The organism is Oceanibaculum pacificum, assembly GCF_001618175.1.
GTDB classification, from domain to species: Bacteria; Pseudomonadota; Alphaproteobacteria; order Oceanibaculales; family Oceanibaculaceae; genus Oceanibaculum; species Oceanibaculum pacificum.
Window position 1 is genome coordinate 1 of sequence record NZ_LPXN01000116.1, and the last position, 26,636, is coordinate 26,636.

At 64.6% G+C, this 26,636-nt stretch carries 31 protein-coding genes and 1 pseudogene; 23 read left to right on the plus strand and 9 right to left on the minus strand.

Translation table 11 applies throughout. The features are described 5' to 3' along the window. Positions 1–98: 98 nt before the first annotated feature. Complete coding sequence (locus AUP43_RS11355; protein ID WP_157089330.1) at positions 99–395, minus strand: hypothetical protein; 297 nt, start codon at positions 393–395, stop codon at positions 99–101. Between the two features lie 783 nt (positions 396–1,178). Between AUP43_RS11355 and AUP43_RS19415 the strand changes: the two genes are divergently transcribed. From AUP43_RS19415 to AUP43_RS11390, 6 genes are all read left to right on the plus strand, one after another. After that, entirely contained in the window at positions 1,179–1,670 is a 492-nt protein-coding gene (locus tag AUP43_RS19415; RefSeq protein ID WP_084462750.1) for an ETC complex I subunit, read from the plus strand. Between the two features lie 2 nt (positions 1,671–1,672). Continuing rightward, on the plus strand, positions 1,673–2,020 hold the full coding sequence (gene rpoZ, locus AUP43_RS19680) for a DNA-directed RNA polymerase subunit omega (RefSeq protein WP_067556817.1): 348 nt from the start codon (positions 1,673–1,675) through the stop codon (positions 2,018–2,020). Continuing rightward, positions 2,010–2,336: a hypothetical protein gene (locus AUP43_RS11375; protein WP_067556820.1), complete on the plus strand. Its 327-nt coding sequence runs from the start codon at positions 2,010–2,012 to the stop codon at positions 2,334–2,336. The genes rpoZ and AUP43_RS11375 overlap by 11 nt, the downstream gene beginning before the upstream one ends. 77 nt (positions 2,337–2,413) lie before the next feature. Further along, positions 2,414–3,550 carry a glycosyltransferase family 4 protein gene (locus tag AUP43_RS11380; protein WP_084462752.1) on the plus strand — a complete coding sequence of 379 codons (1,137 nt, stop codon included), beginning with the start codon at positions 2,414–2,416 and terminating at the stop codon, positions 3,548–3,550. Between the two features lie 101 nt (positions 3,551–3,651). Then, on the plus strand, positions 3,652–5,844 hold the full coding sequence (locus AUP43_RS11385) for an amylo-alpha-1,6-glucosidase (RefSeq protein ID WP_067556823.1): 2,193 nt from the start codon (positions 3,652–3,654) through the stop codon (positions 5,842–5,844). A 53-nt stretch (positions 5,845–5,897) separates the two neighbouring features. Continuing rightward, on the plus strand, positions 5,898–6,332 hold the full coding sequence (locus AUP43_RS11390) for a CBS domain-containing protein (protein WP_067556826.1): 435 nt from the start codon (positions 5,898–5,900) through the stop codon (positions 6,330–6,332). A gap of 35 nt (positions 6,333–6,367) precedes the next feature. Here AUP43_RS11390 and AUP43_RS11395 read toward each other — a convergent pair whose 3' ends face one another. The 4 genes from AUP43_RS11395 to AUP43_RS11410 all read right to left on the minus strand — a co-directional run bounded on the left by AUP43_RS11395 (position 6,368) and on the right by AUP43_RS11410 (position 10,177). Then, on the minus strand, positions 6,368–6,706 hold the full coding sequence (locus tag AUP43_RS11395) for a MerR family transcriptional regulator (RefSeq protein WP_067556829.1): 339 nt from the start codon (positions 6,704–6,706) through the stop codon (positions 6,368–6,370). Next, positions 6,703–7,623: a DnaJ C-terminal domain-containing protein gene (locus AUP43_RS11400; protein WP_067557097.1), complete on the minus strand. Its 921-nt coding sequence runs from the start codon at positions 7,621–7,623 to the stop codon at positions 6,703–6,705. Before AUP43_RS11400 ends, AUP43_RS11395 begins: the two co-directional genes overlap by 4 nt. After that, positions 7,616–9,496, minus strand: coding sequence for an ATP-dependent zinc metalloprotease FtsH (gene ftsH / locus AUP43_RS11405; protein WP_067556832.1), 1,881 nt, complete (start codon positions 9,494–9,496; stop codon positions 7,616–7,618). The genes AUP43_RS11400 and ftsH overlap by 8 nt, the downstream gene beginning before the upstream one ends. Before the next feature lie 279 nt (positions 9,497–9,775). Next, a complete protein-coding gene (locus AUP43_RS11410; RefSeq protein WP_067556837.1) occupies positions 9,776–10,177 on the minus strand; it encodes an SPW repeat protein in 402 nt (133 codons plus the stop codon). A gap of 471 nt (positions 10,178–10,648) precedes the next feature. On the opposite strand from AUP43_RS11410, the gene AUP43_RS11415 reads away from it, so the two are divergent. The 8 genes from AUP43_RS11415 (at position 10,649) to AUP43_RS11450 (ending at position 17,727) form a co-directional block, all read left to right on the plus strand. Then, positions 10,649–11,089, plus strand: coding sequence for an Hsp20/alpha crystallin family protein (locus AUP43_RS11415; RefSeq protein ID WP_067556842.1), 441 nt, complete (start codon positions 10,649–10,651; stop codon positions 11,087–11,089). Positions 11,090–11,111: 22 nt separating this feature from the next. Continuing rightward, positions 11,112–11,516 (plus strand): Hsp20/alpha crystallin family protein, encoded by a 405-nt coding sequence (locus tag AUP43_RS11420; RefSeq protein WP_067556845.1) that lies wholly within the window; start codon positions 11,112–11,114, stop codon positions 11,514–11,516. 38 nt (positions 11,517–11,554) lie between these two features. After that, complete coding sequence (locus AUP43_RS11425) at positions 11,555–12,061, plus strand: Hsp20/alpha crystallin family protein (RefSeq protein WP_067556850.1); 507 nt, start codon at positions 11,555–11,557, stop codon at positions 12,059–12,061. Between the two features lie 106 nt (positions 12,062–12,167). After that, positions 12,168–13,874, plus strand: a complete 1,707-nt coding sequence (locus AUP43_RS11430) for an alpha,alpha-trehalose-phosphate synthase (UDP-forming) (RefSeq protein WP_232315091.1) — start codon at positions 12,168–12,170, stop codon at positions 13,872–13,874. Then, the gene (locus tag AUP43_RS11435) at positions 13,871–15,256 is read left to right on the plus strand and encodes a DegQ family serine endoprotease (protein ID WP_067556853.1); all 1,386 of its coding nucleotides are present in this window, start codon (positions 13,871–13,873) and stop codon (positions 15,254–15,256) included. Before AUP43_RS11430 ends, AUP43_RS11435 begins: the two co-directional genes overlap by 4 nt. A gap of 17 nt (positions 15,257–15,273) precedes the next feature. Beyond that, positions 15,274–16,533, plus strand: a complete 1,260-nt coding sequence (locus AUP43_RS11440) for a cation:proton antiporter (protein ID WP_084462753.1) — start codon at positions 15,274–15,276, stop codon at positions 16,531–16,533. A 4-nt stretch (positions 16,534–16,537) separates the two neighbouring features. Then, on the plus strand, positions 16,538–17,491 hold the full coding sequence (locus AUP43_RS11445) for a zinc metalloprotease HtpX (protein ID WP_067556856.1): 954 nt from the start codon (positions 16,538–16,540) through the stop codon (positions 17,489–17,491). A 35-nt stretch (positions 17,492–17,526) separates the two neighbouring features. Next, positions 17,527–17,727 carry a DUF2905 domain-containing protein gene (locus tag AUP43_RS11450; RefSeq protein WP_067556860.1) on the plus strand — a complete coding sequence of 67 codons (201 nt, stop codon included), beginning with the start codon at positions 17,527–17,529 and terminating at the stop codon, positions 17,725–17,727. A gap of 19 nt (positions 17,728–17,746) precedes the next feature. Here the strand turns inward: AUP43_RS11450 and AUP43_RS11455 are convergent, their stop codons facing one another. Continuing rightward, complete coding sequence (locus AUP43_RS11455) at positions 17,747–18,985, minus strand: MFS transporter (protein WP_198154890.1); 1,239 nt, start codon at positions 18,983–18,985, stop codon at positions 17,747–17,749. A 384-nt stretch (positions 18,986–19,369) separates the two neighbouring features. On the opposite strand from AUP43_RS11455, the gene AUP43_RS11460 reads away from it, so the two are divergent. From AUP43_RS11460 to AUP43_RS11470, 4 genes and pseudogenes are all read left to right on the plus strand, one after another. Then, positions 19,370–20,095, plus strand: coding sequence for a helix-turn-helix transcriptional regulator (locus AUP43_RS11460; RefSeq protein WP_067556867.1), 726 nt, complete (start codon positions 19,370–19,372; stop codon positions 20,093–20,095). Positions 20,096–20,305: 210 nt separating this feature from the next. Continuing rightward, positions 20,306–20,824, plus strand: a pseudogene (locus AUP43_RS11465) (acyl-homoserine-lactone synthase); the annotation flags it as partial. A gap of 107 nt (positions 20,825–20,931) precedes the next feature. After that, positions 20,932–21,177 (plus strand): transcriptional regulator domain-containing protein, encoded by a 246-nt coding sequence (locus AUP43_RS19015; RefSeq protein WP_157089331.1) that lies wholly within the window; start codon positions 20,932–20,934, stop codon positions 21,175–21,177. 61 nt (positions 21,178–21,238) lie between these two features. Next, entirely contained in the window at positions 21,239–21,751 is a 513-nt protein-coding gene (locus AUP43_RS11470) for a DUF2285 domain-containing protein (protein WP_232315093.1), read from the plus strand. Positions 21,752–21,759: 8 nt separating this feature from the next. Here the strand turns inward: AUP43_RS11470 and AUP43_RS11475 are convergent, their stop codons facing one another. Beyond that, positions 21,760–22,023, minus strand: coding sequence for a DNA -binding domain-containing protein (locus AUP43_RS11475; protein ID WP_067556870.1), 264 nt, complete (start codon positions 22,021–22,023; stop codon positions 21,760–21,762). Between the two features lie 150 nt (positions 22,024–22,173). Here AUP43_RS11475 and AUP43_RS18690 point away from each other — a divergent pair, with 150 nt between their 5' ends. After that, a complete protein-coding gene (locus AUP43_RS18690; RefSeq protein ID WP_084462754.1) occupies positions 22,174–22,416 on the plus strand; it encodes a helix-turn-helix domain-containing protein in 243 nt (80 codons plus the stop codon). A 66-nt stretch (positions 22,417–22,482) separates the two neighbouring features. Beyond that, on the plus strand, positions 22,483–23,265 hold the full coding sequence (locus AUP43_RS11485; protein WP_067556876.1) for a hypothetical protein: 783 nt from the start codon (positions 22,483–22,485) through the stop codon (positions 23,263–23,265). Positions 23,266–23,325: 60 nt separating this feature from the next. Here AUP43_RS11485 and AUP43_RS11490 read toward each other — a convergent pair whose 3' ends face one another. Together AUP43_RS11490 and AUP43_RS11495 are read right to left on the minus strand one after the other, a co-directional pair. Continuing rightward, positions 23,326–23,991, minus strand: coding sequence for an abortive infection system antitoxin AbiGi family protein (locus tag AUP43_RS11490; RefSeq protein WP_067556878.1), 666 nt, complete (start codon positions 23,989–23,991; stop codon positions 23,326–23,328). Further along, positions 23,988–24,596, minus strand: coding sequence for a DUF6988 family protein (locus AUP43_RS11495; protein ID WP_067556881.1), 609 nt, complete (start codon positions 24,594–24,596; stop codon positions 23,988–23,990). The genes AUP43_RS11490 and AUP43_RS11495 overlap by 4 nt, the downstream gene beginning before the upstream one ends. A 445-nt stretch (positions 24,597–25,041) precedes the next feature. Between AUP43_RS11495 and AUP43_RS11500 the strand changes: the two genes are divergently transcribed. From AUP43_RS11500 to AUP43_RS11505, 3 genes are read left to right on the plus strand one after another with little or no spacing between them, the layout of a single operon-like run. Further along, complete coding sequence (locus AUP43_RS11500) at positions 25,042–25,947, plus strand: ArdC family protein (RefSeq protein WP_067556884.1); 906 nt, start codon at positions 25,042–25,044, stop codon at positions 25,945–25,947. Further along, positions 25,944–26,147, plus strand: coding sequence for a hypothetical protein (locus AUP43_RS19020; protein ID WP_157089332.1), 204 nt, complete (start codon positions 25,944–25,946; stop codon positions 26,145–26,147). The genes AUP43_RS11500 and AUP43_RS19020 overlap by 4 nt, the downstream gene beginning before the upstream one ends. Before the next feature lie 14 nt (positions 26,148–26,161). Beyond that, complete coding sequence (locus AUP43_RS11505) at positions 26,162–26,581, plus strand: DUF2958 domain-containing protein (RefSeq protein ID WP_067556887.1); 420 nt, start codon at positions 26,162–26,164, stop codon at positions 26,579–26,581. The last annotated feature ends 55 nt before the right edge of the window (positions 26,582–26,636 follow it).

The window sequence follows — 26,636 nt, forward strand, 5'->3', positions numbered from 1 at the left end:
CAGGCTCATAACCTGAAGGTCGCAGGTTCAAATCCTGCCCCCGCAACCACTTTTGTTATAACTCGCTCGAAATCACGATCTGACCTGGCCCCGCAAGTCTAATCGCTTGCGGGGCTTTGGTTTTTAGAAGGAAACGTGTGTTGGCTCCCCTGTGCGTGGTCGAGCGACGCTGCCGGACCATCGAAGGAGGTCCTCGTGCTACTCGTGGTCTGGGGGTCGGGGCCCCCGACCGCCTCGACGAAAATCTCGTAGATGGACGTGCCTTCGAGGTACTCGTGCAGACCGCGATCGGCGCCATCGACTAACTGCGGCAGCGCGTCGTCGTCGGACCGCTTCTCGACGGCCTCTTTTAGACAGTGCTCCGAGCCGAACATTGATTGGATGGCGTCGTGCATCTGCTCGAGCGTGATCCAAGTCGGCACCCCGGCGCGCCGCCAGATCGCGGGCCTGATCGCCTTACGCGGATCCCCGAATTTGCCGGTGACGGACCACTCGCCGGAGCATTCTGCCGACCGTCATCCGGCAGCCCGCCTTGAGAGGCTAACTCTTTGTGAATTTGGAGTTTTGGCCACAAGCTCGCAGCTTCCATGACAGGTCCTGCAGGTCTTGAAGTGGCATCCGCCGATCCTAAATCTTTCTCGCCGAACGGCGGATTACCGCGTTCGGCGCGAGGCTCGACCTTGAGGGTGAGCCGCCGCGCGCTTGCACATCGCTTCTAGCGAAGGGTGTGTTTGACCGTGCGTCCGATGCCGCTGCCGGCCACGACCGGCAGCCCGGCGATGGACCGGCTCGGCACGCTTCGTGCCCCTTGCCCTTCCGATGCAGTGCGGCCGCCGCCGGCGGCTCTTCCGTCCTCGAGGTTCATGGCGATGAATTTCGAGAAGATGGAGGAGTCCGGTCATGACATCACTCGCTGTGGAAACCAGGCCACTGCCGCTCAGGGAGTGGCCGGCGAAGGAAACGGACAAAGGCGGTGGTGACCCCGCGACGGTCAATGGCGCCGTCGCGACCTCGAACTGGAGCACGGATGCCTCGCGAAAGGCGTCTATGCGGCCAGATCCCGTTGACCTGGCCGCGTTCGAGTCGTTTCCCGCGAGCGATCCGCCAGCTTGGCTCGGCATCACCGCCGGCACCCCGATCAGACATGCCGAGAACGTTCCTACCGAAAGGAGGGGGCAATGAGCGCATTTGCCAAGACCAACCGGGACTTCGGTCCGTGCGGGCAGCGGATTCCGGCCCGATCCGTGTCGGCCAGGAAAGCCGATCTCATCGACCTGGACCAGGAGCGCTCGAAGCGCCGTCCATCGTCTGCGTTCTCTGCCAGCCCGGCACTGGGCCCCGCCGTGCGCATATATCGCCCGGCACGGAGCGTCATGCAGGCAGGACGGGCGCGGACCAAGAAGTGGGTACTCGAATTCGAGCCCAGATATGCGACCGAAATCGAGCCTCTCATGGGCTGGACGAGCTCGCGGGATACGCTCCAGCAGGTGAAGCTGACCTTTCCGAGCAAGGAGCGGGCGGTCGCATTCGCGGAACGCCAAGGCTGGCCCTATACGGTCATTGAGCCGCACGAGCCGAAGATTCGTCCCAAGAGCTATGCCGACAACTTCCGGTGGCAACATCCGCCGGCGACTCCGACCGGCGAGAAGGGACAGGCCCGGGGGAGGTGAGCGTGGCGCGCATCACCGTAAACGACTGTCTCGAACGAATCCCGAACCGTTTCGAACTTGTGCTGGTCGCGGCCGAGCGCGCGCGACAATTGGGCCGGGGCGAACCGCAGACGATCGAAGCCGCGGGCGAGCCGCGGACGCTGGTGTCCCTCCGGGAGATTGCCGCCGGCAAGGTCGATGTCAGCGAGTTACGCGAACGGCTGGTTCGCAGGCTCCAGCGCCATGGCTACGAGGAGATCGAGTTCGACGCGCCGCGGGATGCCGCCGGCCTCGGTCTGGAGCCTGATGGCGAGGCGATACTCGCCACCGCCGATCAGGCAAGAGAGGAGCCACGCAGCCATGCAGCGTGAGAACGGCTTGATAGACGGTCGCGCGACGGGTGGCGGCCAGACAGCGAGCCACGGCGAGCGCTGGTCGACCTTGGACTATGCGGTCGCTGCGGCATACGCCGCACTGCTGATAGCGCCCGCGCCGTTCTTCTGGGCGCCGCCGGCTTGGGTGTGGGCACTCATGAGCCTGCCGGGGCGCCCCGCCGAAACCGCAAGGGCGGACGGCCTGCAAGCCAAGCATCGGGAGGCGGAAGTACGACCTGCTGCGGTCGCGGCAAACGACAATGCCGCCGCGGTCCTTGGCAGGGCCCCTGATAGCGACAGGCAATGGGCCTGAAGGCGCTGCAGGAGGCTGTTTAACTCGATCACTAACGAAAGGAAGCACGACAGAGTACAGACACGAGGGAAACAACAATGAGAATCGCGCAAATTGCCCCTCTCTATGAAAGTGTTCCGCCGAAACTCTATGGCGGCACCGAACGCGTAGTGTCCTACCTTACCGAGGAGCTTGTCCAGCAAGGGCACGACGTGACCCTGTTCGCCAGCGGCGACTCACGCACGGCAGCACATCTCGTGCAAGGCAGCGAAACCGCGCTGCGCCTCAATCCCGAAGTCCGTGACCCGTGGCCATACCACGTCGTCATGCTGGACAAGATCAAGCGGCGGGCGGGCGACTTCGACGCCCTCCACTTCCACATCGACTACTACCATTTCCCACTGTTCCGCGAGATGGCGAGCCGGACCGTGACGACGCTGCATGGGCGGCTGGACCTGCCGGATCTGCCGCCGGTCTACAAAGCGTTCCCGGAGATGCCACTCGTTTCGATCTCCGATCATCAGCGCACGCCCTTGCCCGCCGCGAACTGGGCCGGCACGATCTATCACGGCCTGCCCCGCGACCTTCTGAAATTTCAGCCGGACGCGCGTCGCAGCTATCTCGCATTCCTTGGCCGCATTAGCCCCGAGAAGCGACCCGATCGCGCGATCGAAATCGCCCGCCGGACGGGCTTGCCGCTCAAGATTGCCGCCAAGGTGGACAGGGCGGACCAAGCATACTTCGACGAACATATTCGTCCCTTGCTGGACGATCCGCACGTCGAGTTCGTCGGCGAGATCGGCGAGGCGGAGAAGAGCGCCTTTCTGAGCGGAGCGATCGCGCTCCTCTTTCCCATCGACTGGCCGGAACCCTTCGGCCTCGTGATGATCGAGGCGATGGCTTGCGGCACGCCCGTCATCGCCTGGCGCAGGGGCTCGATCCCGGAGATCGTGGAAGACGGGGTGACGGGGGTCATTGTCGACAGCCTGGAAGGCGCAGTGGCCGCAGTGCCCAAGGCCATGGTGCTCGACCGCGCCGCAATCCGCCGCCGCTTCGAGGAAAGGTTTACCGCCGAACGCATGGCGCGCGACTATGTACGTCTGTACCAGTCGCTGGGTGGCGCCCCGACTCAGCCGGCGCTCGATCGCCGACCCGTGTCGACAGTGACAGAAGCGGCGTTCGATCGTGCGCAGGTACAGCGTTCGTCCACGCTCGAGTTTGTTGCGGCGGCCTGAGCGCCGCCGCAATGGACGAAGCGGCGACACCCGCGCGGCATATACCGAAGCCCATCGGGTGTCCCGCTTTCATAGGCAGCATTGGTCCGGAGACACAGCCCATGAGTGAGCCAGACTCGCAGGCCACACCGTCACAGACGGGCGGAGTCAGAAACTACGGAATTACCGCCACCTTCTCGTTGCCGGAAAGGCGGCTGCGGACTCTCAAACACGGTCATACATTCGGACTTTTCGACCCCCACGGCGACATCGTCCCGGGGCGGGGCAGTCCGGATGGCCTTTTCCATGACGACACGCGCTTTCTCTCCGGGCTGCAGCTTCTCATTAACGGCCTCCGGCCACTGCTATTGAGTTCCACGGTTCAGGACAACAACGCCCAGCTAACGGTCCACCTCACCAACCCCGATATCCTCGACGGCGAGACTCTGGTGCTCGCCAAGGACGTCATCCACTTCCTGCGAACCACCTTCATCTGGCAGGGAAGTAGCTTCGAGCGGCTGCGGGTCCAGAACTTCGGTGATCGCGAGCATCGCTTTACTGTCACCTTCTCTTTTGAGGCGGATTTCGCCGACCTGTTCGAGGTCCGCGGACATCGGCGTCCCCGGCGCGGCACCATCGAATGCGCGGTCGAGAATGAGAACGCCGCCGCGTTTCGCTACACCGCGCTCGACGGCCGTCGCCACTCGGCGAACCTTCGGTTCGTGCCCGCGCCGGTGCAGCTCGAGCCCGGCAGCGCCCGGTACGAGCTGACGCTCGCGCCGGGAGAGCAGGCGGCAATTCTGGTCACTTGTGCCTGCGCTAACGGCGATGGTCCAACAGCCTTGGAGCGCGGGTTCCTGCCCAGCTTTCGTGAGGCGCGCCGGGCGCACCGGTTGTCGACGAAACGCGCCGCGGCGATAGAGACTTCGAACGAGATCTTCAACGAAGTCCTCTGCCGCTCCATGGCTGACCTGTACATGCTCCTGACCGATACGGAGCACGGCCCGTACCCGTATGCGGGTGTTCCCTGGTACAGCACCGTGTTCGGCCGGGACGGCATCATCACGGCCATCGAGATGCTCTGGATCGACCCCGAAATTGCGCGGGGCGTTCTTCGCTTTCTCGCGGCGCATCAGGCCAAGGACTTCGATGCGCGCGCGGATGCCGAGCCGGGCAAGATCCTGCATGAGATGCGCTTGGGCGAGATGGCGCGTCTGGGCGAAGTGCCCTTCGGCCTCTACTACGGCAGCGTCGACGCGACGCCGTTGTTCGTACTTCTCGCCGGGCTCTACTACGAACGGACGCAGGACCTTTCGCTCATCCGCAGCCTGTGGCCCCACATCGAGGCGGCGCTCACTTGGATAGACACCCACGGCGACGTCGACGGGGATGGGCTTGTCGAATATGCCCGCAAGGACGCCGCCGGGCTACTGAACCAGGGTTGGAAAGACTCTCATGATGCCGTCTTTCACGACGACGGCCGCACGGCACCATTGCCGATCGCCCTGGTCGAGGTTCAAGGCTACGTCTACGCCGCCAAGCGTCACGCCGCACGGATCGCGCAAGCGCTCGGCGACCAAGCCAGGGCGGACGCGCTCGACCGGCAGGCGGACAGCTTGCGCGACGAAGTCGAGCAGCGCTTCTGGATGGAGGACAAGGACTTCTACGCTCTGGCGCTGGATGGCAACAAGCGTCCATGCCGCGTCCTGACTTCGAATGCCGGCCACCTGCTTTTTTGCGGCCTTCCGACTGTCGACCGGGCCGCCCGGGTCGCGGTCAAGTTGACGGGCACGGCCTTCTTCTCGGGCTGGGGGATTCGTACCGTCGCAACCGGCGAGCCCCGCTACAGCCCGATTTCGTACCACAACGGTTCGGTCTGGCCCCATGACAATGCTCTCATCGCACTCGGGCTCTGCCGCTACGGCGCGAGCGCACAGGCCCAGGAGGTTTTCCAGGCGCTGTTTGACGCAGCAGGATACATGGAGTTGCGCCGTCTGCCGGAGCTGTTCTGCGGCTTTCGGCGCCAGCCCGGTATCGGACCGACCATCTATCCCGTTGCCTGCACGCCTCAGGCCTGGGCAAGCGCAACGCCCTTCGCCTTGCTACAAGCGTGCCTTGGCATCCAGTTCGATGACGCCGGAAGGGAAATCCGGTTCCGGCGGCCCTGGCTGCCCCGCTTCCTGGACGAGCTGGTCATCCGATCGCTGCGGCTCGGCGAAACGCGCGCGGACATCCTGCTCCGCCGCTACGAAGACGATGTCTCGGTCAACGTGCTCGACCGCAACGATGACGTGGCCGTGACCGTGACACATTGAAGGTGGGGTATTCGAGGGCTTGAGCAAGAAAGGGATCCATCGGAGTACAGGCCATGACAGTCAGGAGCTTGCTGGAAAGAAAGGGAAATTTTGTCTCGGTGGCGGCGCCCACGGCCAGGGTCCAGGACATCGTCGATCAGCTTGAGAGCGACGATGTTGCCGCGGTCGTCATCAGCGGTGACGGCAAGGAGATCGAGGGCATCGTATCCGCCCGCGCTATCGCGCGCGGCCTGAAGCAGTTCGGCCGCGACGTGGTGGACCGTCCGGTTGGGGACCTGATGACGCGCGAAGTCGCGACCTGCGATATCGGGGAGCCGCTCAGCCGCGTTTACGAGCTGATGGACGAGCACCAGGTTCGCCACATCCCGATCACCAACGGTGGCGCGCTGTGCGGCATAATCAACACGCTCGCCGTGGTGAAGCATCGATTGGCTGAGATCGACGCGGAAGCAAAAGCGCTGAAGGAATACATAGCCGGGCGGACGTAGAAAGATACAAGGACGTCTGACGTGTGCACTCTGCGTTACTCTGGAGCCGCTCCCCGAGCACGATAGGCGCTCCGGATACGCTGACGGATGTCTCCAGGCTGATCGCCGATCGCTCCAAGGATGGCTTTTAGTTCCTGCCGAATCCCATGGAGTTGGTCTATTAGAGCGAGGACGACCGGTACGGCATCGTCGTTTACATTCATATCGCATCGGAGTTGGCAGACGAGGCAAGCGCGAGCAACATCTGCTTCGTCGAATACCGGGCCGTTCTCTCCCTGTGCGGGAACAACCCAACCGCGCCTTACCCAGAGGCGCAGCTGTCTGAGGGTGATAGCGCCAACGGTCTCGACGAGCTCTCTTTCCGTGAATGTCATGATGCCCTCCGCATTGCGGCGCGGGGGTCATAGCCGTGCGTCTTGCGCCATTCCTTCATAAATGCGTCTAACTCAGGGTCGATTTTTTCCGGCAATGCAACGTCCAATACTACGCGCTGGTCGCCGGCCGCGCCGCGTCCGGTCTTTATGCCTTTGCCCTTTAGTCGCAGAACGTCTCCAGTCGTTGAGCCCTTCGGCACTGTCATCATGACCCGGCCGGTGATAGTCGGTACTTCGACCTTGGCGCCCAGAACCGCTTCGTAGAGGGTAAGTGGGAGGTTGACGACGATATCGTTGCCGTCACGGCGAAAGACGGGGTGGGGTCTAACGCTGACTTCTATCAGGGCATCGCCAGGCGCGCCGCCGCCGACACCCGGCCTGCCCTTTCCCCTAAGCCTCAGCGTGCTGCCGTCGCGTGTGCCAATCGGGATATTCAGGTCGAGTGCGTTCCCGTCCGGGAAGGTGATTCGGCGGCGGCTTCCGTTCACCGCATCCAGGAAATCGACTTCAAGGTGATAGTGGATATCCTCGCCACGGGCCCGGAAGTTCCGGCTTGTGCCGGTCCTTTGCCCGAAGAAATCCGAGAAGACATCCGAAATATCTTCGAACCCGCCCATGCCGCCGGCCGTGCTGTAGCGGTTGGCTCGCCCCGCGTCGGCGTAGTGACGGTAAAAGTGCTGTTCGGCTCGCTCCGCTCCGGAAGCGTCGATCTCACCCCGGTCATAGCGGGCACGCTGCTCGGGGTCGCTTAGGAGATGATAAGCTGCCGAGACCGCCTTGAATCGGCTTTCCGCTTCCTTGTCACCGGGGTGTAGGTCCGGATGGAGCTCCTTCGCGCGCCTGCGATAGGCTTTACGGATGTCGTCCGAGGAAGCATCGCGTTCGACGCCGAGAATTTTGTATGGGTCCTCATTCACCGGCAAGCTCCATCGGCGCCTTGGCGGCCAATTCGGTTTCCGCGCTCGGTCGACGCGGTTCCAGCTTGATAAGGTTTTGCGTTAGTGTCTTCAGCGCCCGCTCATCCAGGGTTTCCCTTGTCAGGAGTGCTTGTGCACTCTCGTCAAGAATGTCCCGATTTTTCTCTAGGATAGCGAGCGTTCGCTCGAACGTTTCATCGACCACGCGTCGTACCGCCGCATCGATCTTTTCGGCGGTCGCTTCGCTGTAACGCCGTTCGGCTTGGCCAACCGGCTTTTCGCCGAGGAACCCCGGCTGCCGGTCATCATAGCTTACATAGCCGAGTTCCTCGTCCATGCCATAGCGCGCGACCATGGAGCGAGCGATATCGGTGGCTTTGGCCAGATCGTCCGCCGCACCGGTAGAGAGGTGACCAAAGACCAGCCGCTCGGCGGCGCGGCCGCCCAGTAGTACGGCGATCTTGTCCTCCAGCTCCTCGCGGGTCATCAGGAACCGATCCTCGGTCGGGCGCTGGATGGTGTAGCCGAGCGCACCAATGCCGCGTGGAATGATCGAGACCTTGTGCACCTCGTCGACGCCGGGAAGCGCCATGGCGACGAGTGCATGTCCCATCTCGTGGTAGGCGACGACCTTGCGCTCCTTGGGATTCAAGAGCCGGTTCCTCTTCTCGAGTCCGGCGACGATGCGCTCGATGGCGCGGGTGAAGTCATCCATGTTGACGGCATCGGCCTTGCGTCGCGTGGCGAGCAGGGCGGCCTCATTGACAAGATTGGCGAGGTCGGCGCCGCTGAAGCCGGTGGTGAGCGCGGCGATCTGCTCGGCGTCGACGTCCGGGCCGATCCGCGCCTTTTTCATGTGAACCCGCAGAATATCGACCCGACCCTTCTTGTCGGGTCGGTCGACGAGGATCTGCCGGTCGAAGCGGCCGGCACGCAGCAGAGCGGGGTCGAGGATCTCGGGCCGATTGGTTGCGGCGAGCAGAACGAGGCCCGTACTCGGATCAAAGCCGTCCAGCTCGGTGAGAAGCTGGTTCAACGTCTGCTCGCGCTCGTCATGGCCGCCGACAGGTCCGGCTGCGCCGCGCGCCCGGCCCAGAGCGTCGAGCTCGTCGATGAAGATGATCGCCGGCGCCTTGGCACGGGCTTGCTCGAAGAGGTCGCGCACGCGCGCCGCGCCGACGCCGACGAACATCTCCACGAACTCGGAGCCGGAGATCGAATAGAACGGCACGCCGGCCTCGCCGGCGACGGCGCGGGCGAGCAGGGTCTTACCGGTGCCCGGCGGCCCGACCAGCAGCACGCCTTTCGGCACGCGCGCGCCGAGCTTGCCGTACTCCTCAGGCGCCTTCAGGAACTCGACGATCTCCTGAAGTTCCTCCTTCGCCTCGTCGACCCCGGCCACGTCGCGGAAGCCGACCTTGGTGTCGGTTTCCACGTAGACCTTGGCCTTGCTCTTGCCGATCGACATCAGCCCGCCGAAACCCTGCCTTTCCGCAAAGCGGCGGATCACGAACATCCAGAGGGCAAAGAAGAGCAGGACGGGTACGACCCAGGAGAGAAGGGTGCTGAGCCACGTGTTTTCGACGGCCCCCGTATACTCGATGCCGGTGCCGCTCAGACGCTCCGCGAGCCCGGGTTCCACGCGCGTGGTGACGAAATGGCTCTTGCCGTTCTGAGGCTGGGTAAAGGTGCCGCGGATGTAGTCCTTGCCGACCACAACGTCCCGGACCAGCCCCTCATCCACATACCGTTCGAACCGGCTGTAGGGAATAGGCTCGACCGACTGCGTCTGAACCCAGAGATCGCGCAGCAGGATCACCCCGAAGACGGCGAGCACGACGTACCATAGGTTGATTTGTGTCTTGCGTTCCATGACGACGTTACCGCAATAAGGTCGACCTTCCAGCTGCACCCAACTTGTCAATACAACGCTGCCGCTGGCGGGCTCTGAAACAAGAATCGGGCACTGGAGCGCGAAGCGGTTTTGCCCGCACGTCCCATTGCGGTGAAGACGAGATACACCCCTTCCCGCCAACCTCGCTATGTGGTTCGCGTAAGCTTCGCGATGAAGTGCGGTGAAGCCGAGGCCTTTCTCGGTAGCCGGAAGCGTGACCTCGGCTTCACCGCATTGCGGCCCGCTTTCGCGGTCGGTTTACGCTGTCGCTCGCCAGCCTCCGCTGCGTGTCTCAAGGGCCTTCCAGCTGGAACTGATGGCGATAAGCGCCCCGAGAACTATGGCACTCCACATCGCCTCGGCCAGCGCCACATAGCCGAGTAGCCAGGGCGAGACCACCAGCCAGATGCCGACGGCGGCGTTCAGCCATTCTTCCCACTCCGCGAAGCGCAGCAGCGCCGCGACCGCCAGGGCAGCGACGACCAGCGCGCTGACCCACGCGTTCCAGGCTGCCGCCGGGACACCGGTCGTCTCGGTAACGCCCGCGCCTTCCGCGGAGCCCGCGAACTGGAATACCCACGGGGTAGTGAACAACAGGACGGCCAAGACAATATTGGCCCAATCCTGCCAACCCGACTTCTGGTCGATTTTCAGAGCCATGTCCTTACCTCCTTCACCTGAGCACGGACCCAGCCGCGCTCATTTCAGCCGGCATCGAGATAGGCGCGGGAATACAGCTGTTCAAGATCTACAGCCGCCCCGTGAGAATCGGTTCGAGCGAAGGTACTTGACAAGCTGCAACTCCATACCAAATCGGTGATCGCGGGATGCCACTGACGGGTCCCGGGGCAAGAAATGGCAAGTCCGACCGGCAGGGTTGGGCGCCAGCACGTTGCTTCGCAACGGAAGGATGTGCGCCTAGTCATTGATTGTCGCTCGGCTCGGTTGTAGCCGGGCCGCGTCGAACAAAGTCGGGCCTTGTCCATCTCTTGCTCTTCCTCCCGGCCCGGCAGGACACCCCCGCACCTTGAGGTTCCATAATCGGCAGCGAGCGATCGCGCGCATGCGCTTGCGCGTGCAGAAGCGATGCGCGGTTGGCCGAGAGGGATTGTGAACGAAGGAGGAAGAGCAATGCAGCTGACACAGATGGGCCGCACCGGCTGGGATCCCTTCGCCGAGATGCGGCAGCTTCAAGCCGATATGAACCGGCTTTTCGACAACGCCGGGGTGTTTCCCGCGGCGCAGGCCTATCCGCCGGTCAATCTCTGGATCGGCGACAGCAGCGTGGTCGTGACTGCGGAGCTGCCGGGCCTCTCCGCCGAGGACGTGGAGCTCACCATCCGCGAGGACACGCTCACCATTAGCGGCGAGCGGCGCCAGGCGGAAGAAGCCGAACACGCTGGCTGGCATCGTCGCGAACGACCGCACGGCGTCTTTTCGCGCACGATCGGCCTGCCGTTCCGGGTCGATCCGGACCAGGTCCAGGCGAAGTTCGACAACGGTGTGCTCGAGGTCGAGATGCAGCGCCCCGAGGCCGACCGTCCGCGCAAGATCGCGATCAACGGCAACTAGCAGCGAACGAAAGGAGGCAACCATGGCCCAGGAAATGACGACCACGGCGAAACGCGAGGTGGTGCCCGCAGAGCAGGGCGAGGTGACTCGCGCCGCGGTGGTCTACAGGCCCGATACCGACATCTACGAGACCGAGGACCAAGTGGTCGTCGTCGCGGACATGCCGGGCGTCGCGCCCGCGGACGTTGACGTCAACCTGGAGCGCCGCGTCTTGACCATCCGCGGTAATTTCCATCGGCAGGCGCACGACGGTTATCGGCTCGTGCATGCCGAGTATGGCGAAGGCGATTACGAGCGCGTCTTCACCCTCTCCGAGGAGATCGACCGCGACCGTATCGAGGCCAGTCACAAGAATGGCGTTCTGACGCTGAAGATGCCGAAGGCGGAGTCGGCCAAGACCCGGAAGATCACGGTCAAGGCCGCCTGACACCATCGGCGCAGAGCAAGCAAGAGAAGGAGGTTGAAATGCAGATCAGTGATCTCATTCCCTGGGGCCGCGACCGCAATGACGTCGCGCGGCAGCAAGGGGACAGCGACAACCCGCTGTTGAGCCTGCAGCGGGATATCAACCGCGTCTTCGACGACTTCTGGAGCCGGTTCGACCGTTCCGCCGGCGCTTCGAACGGACTGGTGTCGGTAACGGGACCGCGCACCGACGTGACCGAGACCGACGAGGCCGTCGATGTCTCCGTCGAGCTGCCGGGTATGGACGAGAAGGATATCGATGTCAGCCTGAGCGATGACGTCCTCACCATCCGGGGCGAGAAGAAGGCGGAGCGGGAGGAGAAGAAGAAGGGCTACTACCTCGCCGAACGCAGCTACGGCTCCTTCTACCGGAGCATTCCCCTGCCGCCGGGCGTCGATTCCGAGAAGGCCGAGGCGCAGTTCAAGAAGGGCGTCCTGACGGTGACGCTGCCGAAGACGCCGGAGGCGCAGGCGAAGGTTCGGAAGATCGAGGTGAAGGCGTCGTGAAGCGGTGCACAGCCTGACGGCCCAAGGGCCGTCAGGTTCTGTGCCCATGCTCCGCGGGTCGTCCGACCACGTCAGGAAAGCGAGGTGGGACGGCCGATGCGAGATCATGGAGGCCGTGATGTGCAGATCGGAGGAACCACAAGACAAACTGAATGCACTTCGCCAGACGCGGCGCGAAGAGACGGTTTTGACGGGAAGAAAGGCGGCCGATCGCCTCGCTCCCGATGAATCCGGGCTCCGTTTGCCGGCGAGCCTCGCTGCGTGCGGCCGCGCGGCACGGTCAGGCGGCGACGCGTCGACCTTGCGTCTGGTCATCGTTTCCAACCGCGTGGCGGATCCTGACCAGGACGGGCAGGCCGGGGGCCTGGCCGTCGCACTGGACGAGATCTTCCGCGTTCGACGCGGCCTTTGGTTCGGATGGAGCGGCCAGGTTCGTCGCGACGCCGATGCCCGCCCCGCCAGAAATCGAAGGGCCGAGAATGTTGATCTCGTGACGCTCGATCTGACGCCGCGGGAGTATCAGGACTGCTATCTCGGCTACGCCAACCGCTGCTTGTGGCCGATCCTTCACTATCGGACCGACCTGGTCGAGTTCCGGCACAGCTATGCCGAGGCCTACCAGGCCGTCAACCGGCGCTTCGCGGAAGCTCTGGGCCCGTTGCTGCGAGAAGACGACCTCATCTGGGTCCACGACTATCACTTGATTCCGCTGGCGCGCGAGTTGCGCCGCTTGGGATACCGACAGCGGATCGGCTTCTTCCTTCACGTTCCCTTCCCGCCGAAGGAAGTGTTCGCCTCTCTGCCCGGGTATGAGGAGATTCTCAGCGCGCTCGTCGCCTACGATCTCCTCGGCTTCCAGACGGAGACGGACAAGGCGTGCTTCCTTTCGACCATGGAAAGGCTGGTGGGTGCGCGTCAAGACGGGCACGGCCAGATCGACGCGTTTGGCCAATCTGTCCAAGTCGGCGTCTTTCCGGTTGGCATCGACGTCGATGGTTTCGCCGAGCTGGCCACTTCACCGAAAGCGCGCCACCACGTGGAAAGGCTGCTGGGCGCGCTTCAGGATCGCGACCTCATCATCGGCGTTGATCGCCTCGACTACACGAAGGGCTTGTCGCATCGCTTTGCCGCCTACCGGAGCCTTCTCGAGCGCGTCCCTGAGTGGCGGAACAAGGTGTCGCTGCTGCAGATCGCGCCCTTGAGCCGGCAAGAGCTTGGCCCGTACACCGTCACGCGCGAGGAACTGGACCGGCTCAGCGGCGAGATCAACGGGGTTTTCGCCGATCTCGACTGGACGCCGATCCGCTACCACGTGAAGCCACTCGCACGATCCACACTCGCGGCGTTGTTCCGCGCCAGCCGGGTCGGCCTTGTCACGCCTTTGCGCGATGGGATGAACCTGGTCGCCAAGGAATTCGTCGCCGCGCAAGACCCGGCCGATCCCGGCGTCCTCGTCCTGTCGCGCTTCGCCGGCGCGGCGGAGGGGATGAAGGAAGCGCTCATCGTCAACCCGCACGACGTGGACGGCACTGCCGACGCGATCAACCAGGCCCTGACCATGCCGCTCGACGAGCGCCTGGCTCGGCATGACGCCCTGCTGCAGAGACTCCGGAAACAGGATGCACAGGCCTGGCACCGCGCGTTCATAGACCGGCTCGCTGCCGGGAAGCCGGCATCTTCGGCCTTCCCCTTGGAAGCCGATGCCCCGGCGCCGATCACGGCAGCGCTCTGCAACGGCTCGCAACCGACTTCTTATCGCGACAGGGAGACACCGTCCAATGACCAGCTCTTAGACCAGGAGTACGAAGCATGACGAGAGCCAACTCATCGATTCTCAAGGCGATAATTATTGTGGTCGCGCTTGCCATGCCGTGGCGCGCGGACGCTGTCGCGCCGCTCGCGGGAGAAGGCGATGGCCGCGGTATCCCCACCGTTGCGCCGTTGCTGGAGAAAGTAACGCCCGCCGTGGTGAATATCTCGGTCGTCTCCGAGCGGCCGATGGAAAGCAATCCCCTTTATCAGGATCCCTTCTTTCGGCGCTTTTTCGATCTCCCCGAACTGCCTCGCAGCAGGCCGCAGATGAGCGCCGGATCGGGCGTGATCGTCGACGCCGCAAAGGGGTACGTGCTCACCAACCATCACGTGGTCGATAAGGGAGACCAGATCGTCGTCACCCTGAAAGACCGGCGCCGGTTCGACGCCGAGCTCGTCGGCAGCGATGCGGAAACCGACATCGCCTTGCTGAAGATCGAACCGGAGGCGCTCACGGACGTGCCGCTTGGCGATTCCGACCGGCTGAAGGTCGGAGACTTCGTGGTTGCCGTCGGCAACCCGTTCGGCCTTGGCCAGACAGTCACCTCGGGCATTGTCAGCGCGCTCGGCCGCGGCGGCCTCAACGTGGAGGGCTATGAGGACTTCATCCAGACCGATGCCCCGATCAACCCCGGCAATTCGGGCGGCGCGCTCCTCACGCTGGACGGCCGCCTCGTCGGCATCAACACCGCCATCATCGCGCCTGCCGGCGGCAACGTCGGCATCGGGTTCGCCGTCCCTGTCAACATGGCACGCGCCGTCATGGAGCAGCTGATCGAGTATGGAGAAGTCCGCCGCGGCCGGCTCGGCGTGATGATCCAGGATCTCACGCCCGATCTCGCCGAGGCTCTGAGGCTGCCGCGGACCGCCGGTGCCGTCATCGCCAGTGTCGAAGAGGACACGCCGGCCGAGCGGGCAGGGCTCAGGCCAGGCGATATCGTGGTGGCGGTGAACGGACGTGCGGTCGAGAACTCCGCCGACCTGCGAAATACCGTCGGGCTGACGCGCGCGGGCTCGGAGGTGGAGCTCACCCTGTTGCGCGATGGAAGAGAAGTCAGCGTTACCGCTCGTCTGGGGCCGGGGGATCGGGTGTCGGCGGCGCCATCCGGCAGGATCGGCCGCGCGCTCGCCGGCGCCGAGTTCGAGGAGCTCAAGCCGGGAATGAACGGCTACGGGGTGGTCGATGGCGTCGCCGTGTCGCAAGTGGCGCCCGGCAGTCCCGCCGCGCGAGTGGGGTTGCGTCCGGGTGACGTGATCATGGCCGTCAACCGGGAGCCGGTGAAGTCAGTCGAAGACCTTTCCCGTGCGATCGACAAGGCTGGACCGGTCATCGCGCTGAACCTTTACCGGAACGGCGCCGAATTGTTCGTCGTCGTCCGCTGACCTGTCCGGCTGAAACGATGGACGATCATCGATTCTTCCTGGAGCTGGTGGCGGTCCTGGTTTCGGCGCGTCTGTTCGCGGCCGTCGCCGTCAAGGCGGGCGCGCCGGCGGTGATCGGCGAGCTGGTTGCTGGCGTCATTCTCGGCCCCAGCCTGCTCGGGTGGTTGGAGGCGGGCGAGATTCTAAGGCTTCTTGCCGAGATCGGCGTCACGCTCCTGCTCTTCGAGGTCGGCCTCGAGACGGATGTTGCGAGGCTGGTCCGCACGGGAGGCAAGGCCGTGACCGTCGCTGTTGCAGGCCTTCTTCTTCCGCTCGGCTTAGGCTTTGCGCTTGCCTACTGGGTTTTCGGCACCTCGTTCCTCGTCGCGCTCCTGGTCGGCGGCACGCTCACCGCGACCAGCACCGGCATAACCGTCCGTGCGCTTTCGGAGTTGGGCCTCCAGAAAAGCCCGGAGGCGCAGATCGTGATCGGCGCGGCAGTGGTCGATGATGTGCTCGGCGTCCTGCTGCTCGTGCTCGTCCATCAGTTTGCCACTGAGGGTGCCGTCCATTGGACCGATACAGCCCGCGTTTTCGTCTTTCTTGTGGGCTTCTTTGCCTTCGCGCCTTTCATTGCCCATCCGCTCACCTGGGCAATCCGCAGACTTGATGAGATGGGGCGCATCCCCGGCTTGGTGCCGACCGTCATCGCGGCGCTCGTGTTCTTCTTTGCGTGGCTCGCGACACTGGTCGGTGCTCCCGCCATCCTCGGGGGCCTTGCCGCGGGCCTTTCGCTTTCTCGTCGCTTCTTCTTGCCGCTCGGGGTCGTCCCCCGGATGGACCGGGACTTTGCGCACAAGGTCGAGGGGCAAATGAAGCCAATCATCCATCTCTTCACGCCGTTCTTCTTCGTGGTCGTCGGTCTCTCGCTGGACCTGAGCCTGGTCCGCTGGGACGAGCCCTTCGTCTGGACGTTCTCTGCGTGCCTGCTTGTCGCAGCTGTGCTCGGCAAGATGATCGGGCCCTTGCTGATCCCGGCGCCATGGCCGTCCCGCGTGTTGATCGGCACGGCGATGGTGCCGAGGGGTGAGGTCGGTCTGATCTTTGCCGAGCTCGGTCGCGGCGCGGGTGTCTTCACGAGCGACGTCTACGCTGTCATGGTCTTCGTGATCGCCCTTACCACGTTGCTCCCCCTCTTTCTTTTCAGGTGGCTGCACGCCCGCGCGCTTCGCGGCGAGGAGGCCTTGCTTGCCCTTGATGTGGCGACGCCAGCGGCCGCTGGTAACGACAAGGAATAGGACAATGAGCGCCCACGCCCTGCACAAGCTGCGCAACATTGTCCATTCGGCGCTTCTGATTGTCGGGATGGCGCTGATCGTGAGCGCCTGCGCGTGGACCCTTTGGGGGACGGAAGGGATCCTTTGGGGGCTCGCCGGGGCGATCCTCGCGATGGTGCTTTCGCCCGCGGTGCCGCCGGCTCTCGTACTTTCACTTTATCGAGCGCGGCCCGTCGGCCACGCGGAGTTGCCGGACGTCTATGCCGCCTTGGCGGAACTTGGCCGGCGGGCCGACTTGCCGGCACCGCCCCGCCTTTACTACGTGCCAAGCGCGGTGCTCAACGCCTTCGCCGTCGGCAACCGGAGCACCGCAGCAATTGCGGTGACGGACGGCATGTTGCGCAACCTGACCTTCCGTGAGCTTGTCGGTGTGCTCGCGCACGAGGTCAGCCATATCGCGAACAACGACTTGTGGGTCATGAATCTTGCCGATGCGATGAGCCGGGTCACCTCGCTGATGTCCTATCTCGGCATCGTTTTGCTGGCGGTGAATCTTCCGCTGATCTCGGCCAACGGCAGTGTGGTGCCCTGGTTGCTCGTGCTGCTCTTGATTGTTGCGCCGACGCTCATGGACTTGCTTCAGCTCGCGCTTTCGCGGGCGCGTGAGTTCGATGCCGATCTCGACGCCGTCAGGCTGACAGGCGAGACGGAGGGGTTGGCATCAGCGCTTGCGAAACTCGAGAGCTGGCAGGGGCGCTTCTGGGAAAGGGTGCTCTTCCCCGGTCGGCGCGTGCCGGACCCGTCTCTTCTTCGCACCCATCCGCCGACCGAGGAGCGCATTCGTCGACTGATGAGGCTCCGCGACGAAATATCGTCGCCGCCGCTGTCGTCCCCGGCAACCCGCGTGGTGGTCGTGCCGGCCACGATCATGCCGGTTGCGAGATCACCCCGGTACCGCTGGCCGGGCATCTGGTACTGAGCTTGGCGTGGGAATAGTGGTACGGGTGGATCGCGATGAGCCGGATTCTAGTTGTACTCGGCATCGTCCTTGTGATCACCGGCCTCCTCTGGCCGTGGCTGGGAAAGCTGGGCCTGGGCAGATTGCCTGGAGACATCGTCATTGAGCGGGAGGGCTTCCGCGTCTACCTCCCGCTTATGACGTCGTTGCTCGTGAGCCTGGCCCTGAGCTTCCTGTTTTGGCTGCTGAGTCGATAGACGGGCGACCTATCTGATCCTAGCGCGGTGCCGGCTCGCCCTCGGCTTTGCCGCTACCATGCCGATGCAGGGGGAGCGCGGCGTGACTGGTTTGCGGCACGGCTGTGTAGCTTTCCTTGTCTTCAGGCGCCGGTGCCGCACGTTGGGTAAAGCGGTACCCGCTGTAGACGGCATAGGCAACCATGGCGACGGCGATGAAAACGAACAGCCCTTCCGGGCCGAGACTCCCCATAACCACGCTCGCTGCAAAGGGTCCCATGGCGGAGCCGATCCCGTAGACGAGCACGAGGCCGCTGGCGGCGGCGATCAACTCGTCTTCTTCGATATGATCGTTAAGATGGGCGACGCAAAGGGAGTAGGCCGGCATCGTCGCGCCGCCGAGCAGGCAAGACAGCGCTATAAGACGCCCCGGCGACGCTTCTGGGTAGGCCGCTATGAGAGCGGCGATAGCGGCGGCCACGGCGGACGTGCCAACGATGACGTATCGTCGGTCCACCCGGTCCGAAAGCCAGCCAAGCGGCCACTGCAGGATCAGTGCACCCGTCAGCATGGCTCCGACGAAAATCGCGATGGCGTCTTTCTCCAGCCCGATCGATTGGGCAAAGGTCGGCGCCATTCCGAAGAATGCACTGACGGTCAGGCCGAGAACGAAGGAGCCGACCAGGGCCAGCGGCGACAGGGCGTAGAGCCGCCCCAGCTTCAGGCGCGTGGCTGCCACCACCCCGGGAATGCCCGCCTCGGTAAGCGTGATCGGCACCAGAGCCAGCGAGAGGCACACCGAGACAAGACAAAACAGAACGAACCCGTCTGCCGGCGCCCGGGTCAGGAATAGCTGGCTCGCCGTCCAGCTCCCGTACATCACGATCATGTACAGCGCCAGCACCCGTCCGCGCCGTTCGCGGCTGGCCGAGGCGTTGAGCCAGCTTTCAGCGACGATCACCAGCCCGGCATAGCAGGCACCGTGCAGTCCCCTTAAGGCGATCCATGCCAGCGGCGTCGCGAAGATCGCAAAGCAGAGCGCGACGGCCGACGCGATCGAGGCGAGGGCGGCGAAGGCACGGATGTGGCCGACCCGCTGAATCAGGCTGGGCGCGTAGATCGAGCCGGCGACGAAACCGGCGAAGTGAGCGGACATGACCACCCCAACCGTCTCGTCGGCCATGCCTTCCAGTCCCGCGCGTACGCCTAGCAGCGTAGCCTGCAGGCCGTTGCCCGCCACGAGCAGGGCAACACCCGCCAGCAACGCCCATAGCTGCACGCTTTCGTGCGTCCTTGTTCTTGCCGATGTCATGTTTCCGTCGTTTTCGCTTGAGGGTCTCCCGAGGTTTCGATCCGACTTATCGGCCCGGCGCCAAGCACGGCGATGCTTCCAGGCCTCCGAGAAGGCCTCACATGGAGCGGTGCTCCCTGTCCAGAAGGTCTACAGGCTTCGACATTCCATGTTCGTAGTAATTCCTAGTACAGACCAGCCGACTGCGGCGGAAACAAAGATCTTAGCCCTCATTCTCCCGTGGTCGATTGAGCACTGGACGTGCCGGTTTGTGTCACTACATAGTCGTCGGATGACCGTTCTGGATCGCATACCGCTTCCATTCGCCATCCAAAGAGGAGGAATTCGCTCGGGTAGTCGGGAGATGTCGAAATGCATCGCATCTTCCAAAGATTCATCGACGATATTTGGGAAAGCGTCGACCTCCAGGGCCTGCAGGACGCCATGGCCGAGGCTGCGGCCGCCCTCGACCTGCGCTGTTTCGCCTATTTGTCCATGCCCCATCGGCGCGGGGCGGACGCACACGTGATCTCTACCTATCCGGCCGCCTGGACCGGCCATTACGTCGAAAGCCACTACGAGCGCGTCGACCCGGTTATTGTCAGGGCCGCGCGTGCGCCGGATCCGTTCGAGTGGGGCCACGGCGTGGATCTGAACGAACTCACACCGCCGCAGCAGCGGTTTTTCGACGAGGCCGCCGGCTTCGGCATCCGCTGCGGCTTCACGATCCCGATCCACGACGGCCAAGGGCCGGTCGCGGCCATTACCTTCGCCGCCGACCAGCGCCATCCAGCGTTCCGCCGCAGCATCGAGACCCATGCGCCGGTCCTGCAGCTCATGGCGATGTACTTTCATGCCCATGCCCGCCGCAAGCTCGTCGCCGACCGCGTCGTCGACGGTGCCGCTCTGTCGCCGCGCGAGTTCGAGTGTCTCCAATGGGCCGCCAGGGGCAAATCCGCCTGGGAAATTGGGTCCATCCTCGGCATCTCCCGCCGCACGGTCGCGTTTCACCTGGATAACGCGAGGGCGAAGCTCGACGTCCGCACGGTCTGCCAGGCCGTTGCGCGCCTGTCCGCATCCAGGCCAGCATCGCACTGACGGGCCATCCGCCGTCACCCTGTGCAACTGCACAGGGTGTTTCTTCCCGGCGCCTCGCCTCCAATACGCGAAGGCCAATCTTCGTAGGAGGCGATCATGATGCAGCTCATCACTCCCGACCGGTACGGCGAGTTCGTAGAGGATCTCGCCGAGATGTACCGCCTGCGCTACCGCGTCTTCAAGCAACGGCTCGACTAGGACGTCGAGGTCAGCGGCGACATGGAGATCGACACGTTCGACGCGCTCCATCCCGCCTATCTCCTTCAGCGTGCGCCCGACGGCCGTGTCCGCGGCTGCGTGCGGCTGCTGCCGACCTCGGGCCCGACCATGCTCCGCGACACCTTCGCCCCGCTGCTGGCCGGCCACCCGGCACCATCGGACCCGGCCGTCTGGGAGAGCAGCCGGTTTGCGCTCGACGTCGGACACGAGGCTGGCGACCCCGCGAGCGGGATCGCCCGGGCGACCTACGAGCTCTTCGCTGGCATGATCGAGTTCGGACTCGCCCGCGGCCTTTCGGACATCGTGACCGTCACGGATCTCCGCATGGAGCGCATCCTTCGCCGCGCTGCGTGGCCGCTGCGGCGTCTTGGCGAGCCGCAGACAATCGGGGGCATGCGCTCGGTGGCCGGCTACCTCGGGGTCTCGCTGGAAGCACTTGCCAAAGTTCGGCAGGGCGGCGCGCTCCGCGGACCGGTCCTCTGGGCACCGGTGGCTTCGGCCGCCGCGTAAGTCCGGTGAGCCGGGCGCAGGGATCGACTGGCGAGAGGAGATCGCCAAGGCGGAGACGGGGGGCGCGCAGCGATCTTCATCTGCCATAAGCGCAGAAACCTGCAGGCATGATAGAGCAACCGAACACCGGCCCCGTTGCTGGATGGCGCCATCGCGCGGCCTATGGCTACACCGCGTCGTTGCCGCGACGCGGCTGGGCCTGGGAGTTCCTTCGGCGCGACGGCGCCTACCGGCGCGCCTGGGCGCACGCGTCGGCCGCCGTCGCGGTCGAAACACCGTTGCCGAACCTTACAGTGATGTCAGCACGGTCCGATCTGCGCGAGATGGCGCATTGGGGGCTGTTTTTTCGCTGACGCGCCTGACCAGAATGCGACCTCGGCTGCCGTCTTCTGGAACCCCTGCGTGTGCCCGCATGTGCTTCCCGCGATCGCGCTCGTTGCGGATTCACGTCTCGGCGCGGAGCGGTTCACCCTGCCAGACATTCCGTGCCAAACCACCGTGCTGCTGACGTCCGATGGGCGCCAGCACCTCTCGGTCATGGAGGCGGGCCACACGCTGCAGCTCAGCGTCACGGGGACGAGCCTATTGCAGCCGGTGCGGCTGATGACCGATGCCGTTCTCCAGTCTCAACAACTCCGCGCTCGCTTTCACGCGCTCGAATGCCTCGCCTGCGTTAACGGCCGCGGCCGGTTTCCGAGCCACCGGCGCATCGAGCCCTCCGGGCGGCGCCTGCGCGTGGTGCTGCAAGCGCTCGACGGCTGGCTCGCTAACGCGCCGTACCGCGAGATTGCCGTGGCGCTCTTCGGCGAGGCGCGCGTCGACGCCGACTGGACCGACCCCCGGGATCATCTCCGCGACCAGGTGCGTCGCGCCGTCCGCCGTGGTCGGCAGCTCATGCGCGGCGGATACCGCAAGTTTCTCCTCTGATACGCCGATCAGGCGTCCTCGAGCAGTTGCCGGTAGCCCGAACGTGTCATCCAGTGCGCCCGCGCGAGGTGGTCCTCCCAGCAGCGACGGGCGGCGGCATCGGTATCCGGGTCCCGTCCAAGCACCAGCCGGGCGACCTCCTGCCAGTCCGCTCCGTCCGCTTCGGCGTCCAGCAGCCGGAGATAGGTGACGAAATGGGCCTCGTCGTAGGGCGTGATCCGCTCCGCCCAGGGGACTTGGTTGGCTATGTGGGAAGTCCGATTGCTCTCCATCTCAGCCCGATCCGTACTGCCGCCTGCCGGACATGGCATGCGGGCCATTGCACATGCGGTCCATCACGAGGGGTACGATATCCTAAAATGGGATAATCCGAAATTGGGATTAGTGGATAGGCCGGTCCCGAATACTGCCGGCCCATCTGTATGTCCAAATCTCTTCGTACACCTCGCCAACAACGACTGCAGGAACTTCTCATACAGCTGCGTAAGGACAAGAGCCTCACACAAGCTGAGGTGGCCGTGCGTCTTGGACGGCCTCAGTCTTTCGTTGCCAAGTACGAGGGCGGTGAACGCCGGCTTGATGTGCCGGAATTCATCGAGGTCAGCGAAGCGCTCGGCACAGACCCCCTCGACATCCTCAAAGAGCTCTGCCGGGTCCGTCCTTGACGAGCAGGTACGAACCCGCTGTAAGCCATCCATCCAGTTGGCCGACCAAACACCGTAGGGACGCGGATGCTCGTCAAGACCAAGCTTGAAGATCTTCCGGCGGACCTCGCTAAATCGCTGCAAAAAACTGACCTGATTATTCGATCCTACTTGGCGGGGGTGTCGTTTATCGTGCAGGACACCGCGAGGGACCCGTCTTACGTCGCCAATCACCTCCTGTCCTACCTCGCTCAGGACATCCTTCAGTCGTCAATTTCGCTGATTGCACTGGCGATGGAGGGGCTCCAAAGCGTAGCGAAGCGCGAGCTGCGCTTCCTCGTAGAAGCGTCGCTCAAGATCTGCTTCGTCCAGCAGAAGAGCTACCAGTCCACCATCGCGGAAAAGCTCGCACAATTCGACAAGGAGCTGTCCTCGCAGCGGATATCAATCAAGCAGAACCTCAATCTTTCGATGGTGCCAGAGAAGCAGCGCGACGCATTCGCCGAGGAAGTGGGGCGCGTCTACGGCCTGACGTCGAACTACGTGCATTTGACCCCTTCGCAAATCCGGCAGCGCATCGTCGCCGTCGATGATGGCAGAACCGCAGGAAAGGAAAACGCTCCCGACATTGACGAACTAAACGGTCTCATCTCACGCGGGCTGGCCGTCTCTTTGGTGTTCTTGTTCCACAGCGTGCCAGAGTATGTGGCTGGCGACTGGCTGGTCGAAGACGACGGGGCAACGGTCAATTGGTACTTTACTGGGTCGCGCTTCATTGCCGGAATCGACAGTTACTTCGACTACAAGCATGAACGTCAAACGCGGACGGGCGACATCCGCGCCACCCGTGACGCCGCTATTCGGTTCTAGTCGCTCTTACGAACCACCAGCCAATGGCGGCTGGCGCGCTCTGCCGCGATGACATCCAAGTCAGGCGTTCGCCAACAGCGGCTGAATTGTCTCCAAATCCCAGTGCGCGTCGATGAACGGGCAATCATAGGCGGGGCCAAGGTTTTCGGTGCGAGCGTCGTCGACGAAGCTTCGTGCCGCAGCATGCAGATTCTCCGGGATGATGAGAAACACCACGTCGTCGGGCGTGAACGCGAAATCACCGACCACGCGCCATTCGCGTTCCCACTCGAAGAAATACTGGCTCGTGCCGTAGCTGCCGGGAACGTCGACGAACGGCGTGACCCGCCAGATCGGGTTTTCGGCGTCGTTGCCCGCCTGCTGCGCGAGCTTCTTGATCGCCTTGGCGACGGCGCGGTCCTTGTAGGCATAGAGGATCGGGTTGCCGCCGCGCCCGATCACGAAGTCCTTGCGGAATACGATGCCGTGCTCGGACCGCTTCGCCGACAGGCGGCCCAACTGGTGCAGTGGCACCTCGCTGAGGCAGGTCGCCAATTGACTCTGGGGATCGGGTGCGGTCTTGCGGCAGATGCCGAAGGCGTTTCGCGCGCGGATCACGCCGCCGCTCAGGATCCCCAGCATGTTCCGGTAGGCGTCCCGGCCCCCATAGTCCTTGGTGAAGTGCACCAGGTGGTTGGACATGTCCGTCCAGCCGGACGCGTTCTCTCCGAACAGCGCCGGAGTCATGGTGCCGGTTCCGGCGTGGCGATGCCGCCGGCCACGTCGAGCAGGTCGCGGGACAGGTCTTCCTTGCCTGCCATGTGCGCGATCTCGAGCGCGGCCATGAGGGCGATCGCGTTGGCGAAGCCGAGCGCCTCGATCAGCTCGTCGTCCCCGTAGTCGGGCTCCAGCGTCGTCTGCTTGTTGCGGCGCACGACCTGGAGATAGCCGGTATGGGTGAAGCTGCACATCGCCGCCCAGGCGCGCTGTCGCGCTTTCGTCAGGATACCCTCGCTGAAGCCTTCCAGCCCTTCGACGGCCGTGACCAGCGCGGCGAAGCTGCGGTCGAGCCGGTCCTTCGTGAAGGCGGTGAGTTCGGTCTCCGTCGCGCACTGGTGGAGCCAGACACCGCGGATATAGGCTTCGAACTGCAGCCGCATGATTGAGAAGGCGGAGCCGGGGAGGTGGCGGGCGATCAGCAGGACCACCGCCTTGTGGTGTTCGAGCGCCACGTCGAGGCAGCTCCCGGCCAGCCGGTAGCGCAAGGCGGAGCCGATTTCGAGTCCGTCGATATGGCGGTCGAGCGTCTGGGCGAGACGTTCGGCCTGGTCTATGGCGTCTGAGAGGCTCACGGCGTCTCGGGTCATCTCTGTTGGGCGTAGCGGCAACGTTCGTTTCATCAGAGTCCGATCATAGCGCAAGTGTCCCAGCAGGTGGGCGCCCGCCCGGCCTGACGGCCGGTCGCCGGGCTCTCGTGAACCGAGCCCGCTGACGCGGTCTCGGCCCTTCGGGCGTCGATCCCTGGCGCGATAGGCAGCCCTGCGGGCTGCCTGACGGCCGCCGCCCTTTCGGGCGGCGAGCTTGTTTGTATTGCCTTTCCCGGTGGCGCGGGGTGGGCGGCGCTCCCTTCTAGGCCCGCCGCGGCGTCCCGCAACCCTCCGCTTCGCTCCGGGTCCTCCACTGCGTTCCGGCCCTCCGGGTGCGGCCCGCCCCTTCGGCGGGCCTTTCCGGTCGCATCTCGCCGCCCACCCCGCTTCCGGGGAAAGGCGCGCGAGGTTTTGCGAGCGGAGGTGTGCCATGCCGGAGCGCAAGCGGGAGACGGTCTATCAGGAGGTCACCGACCGGATTATCTCCGAGCTGGAGCAGGGCCGGGTGCCTTGGGTCCAGCCTTGGGGCAAGGCCAAGGCCGGGATCGGACTGCCGAAGAACGCGGCGACCGAGCGCGCCTATTCCGGGATCAACATCCTGATCCTGTGGGGCGCGGTCATCGATAAGGGATACGCCGCGCAGCACTGGCTGACCTTCCGCCAAGCCCTCAGCCTCGGCGGGCACGTTCGCAAGGGCGAGCGCGGCACCACCGTCGTTTATGCCGACCGCTTCATCCCCAAGGACGAGCAGCAGCGCGCGGCGGAGGTGGGCGACGAGCCGCAGGCGGTGCCCTTCCTCAAGCGCTTTACCGTGTTCAACGTCGCGCAGTGCGACGACCTGCCCGAGCGGGTCCATGGCGGCGCGGAACCGCTGCCCGAGCGCGAGACCGTCCCCCACGCCGAAGCGCTCATAGCCGCGACCGGCGCGGACTTCCGCATCGGCGGCGAGCGCGCTTTCTACGTGCCGGGCGCGGACTACATCCAGGTACCGCCGCAGCCCGCCTTCTTCGAGCAGATCAACTACTACCGGACGTGCTTTCACGAGCTTGGGCACTGGACGGGACACGCGTCCCGGCTCGCCCGCGACCTGTCGGGCTCGTTCGGCTGCAAGACCTATGTCCGCGAGGAACTCGTGGCCGAGATGGCGAGCGCCTTTGTCTGCGCCAGCCTCGGCATCACCCCCACCGTGCGCCACGCGGATTACCTCGGGTCGTGGCTGGAAGTTCTGCGTGAGGACAACCGCGCCATCTTCCGCGCCGCGAGCCACGCCTCCAAGGCCGCCGACTACCTGCTGGCCTTCCGCGAGACCGCCGGCGCGGCGGGAGCGGCGGCATGACCGCCCCCGCTCCCGTGCCACTCGCCAGCGAGCCGACACAAGAGGGCGAACAGACCCTCGTGCCCGGTGTCCGCCCGATCAGCGCCCGCGCGCGCATCGAGTGGCAGATGACCGCGCCGCTACGCCCGCGCGTCCCGCAGAAACCGCTGAACGTCGGCCTGTTCGACGAGGACGCGCGCAATCAGTTGAACCTGTTCTGACCCGGAGGCCCGTCATGATCCTGATCCCCGACGACATCCGCGAACGACTTCTCGCCAACGGCGCCGCCGAGCGCGAGACCGACCACGTGCCGGTCGTGAAGCTGTTCGATCCGACAGGCGCGGCCACGTGGCTGATCACCGAGATGATGCCGGACGGCGACAGCCTGTTCGGGCTCTGCGACCTCGGCTTCGGCTGTCCCGAGCTTGGCTATGTCAGCCTCGCCGAGCTAGAGCGCGTCAAGGGACCGCTCGGCCTCGGCATCGAGCGCGACATCCACTTCGAGGCCCGCCTCCCGCTCTCGGTCTATGCCGAGGCGGCGCGGATCGCGGGCCGCATCACCGAGTCCGAGCGCGTGCTGGCGCAGGCCGCCGCCGCGCTCCGCATCCGAAACCCCGAAATTCCGCCCGAGGGGGCGGGACCGACGCGCCGATAGGCGGCGCACGGCCCCGCCCGTGGCTTCGGCTTCCGGCGGGGCCGCTGACCCAAGA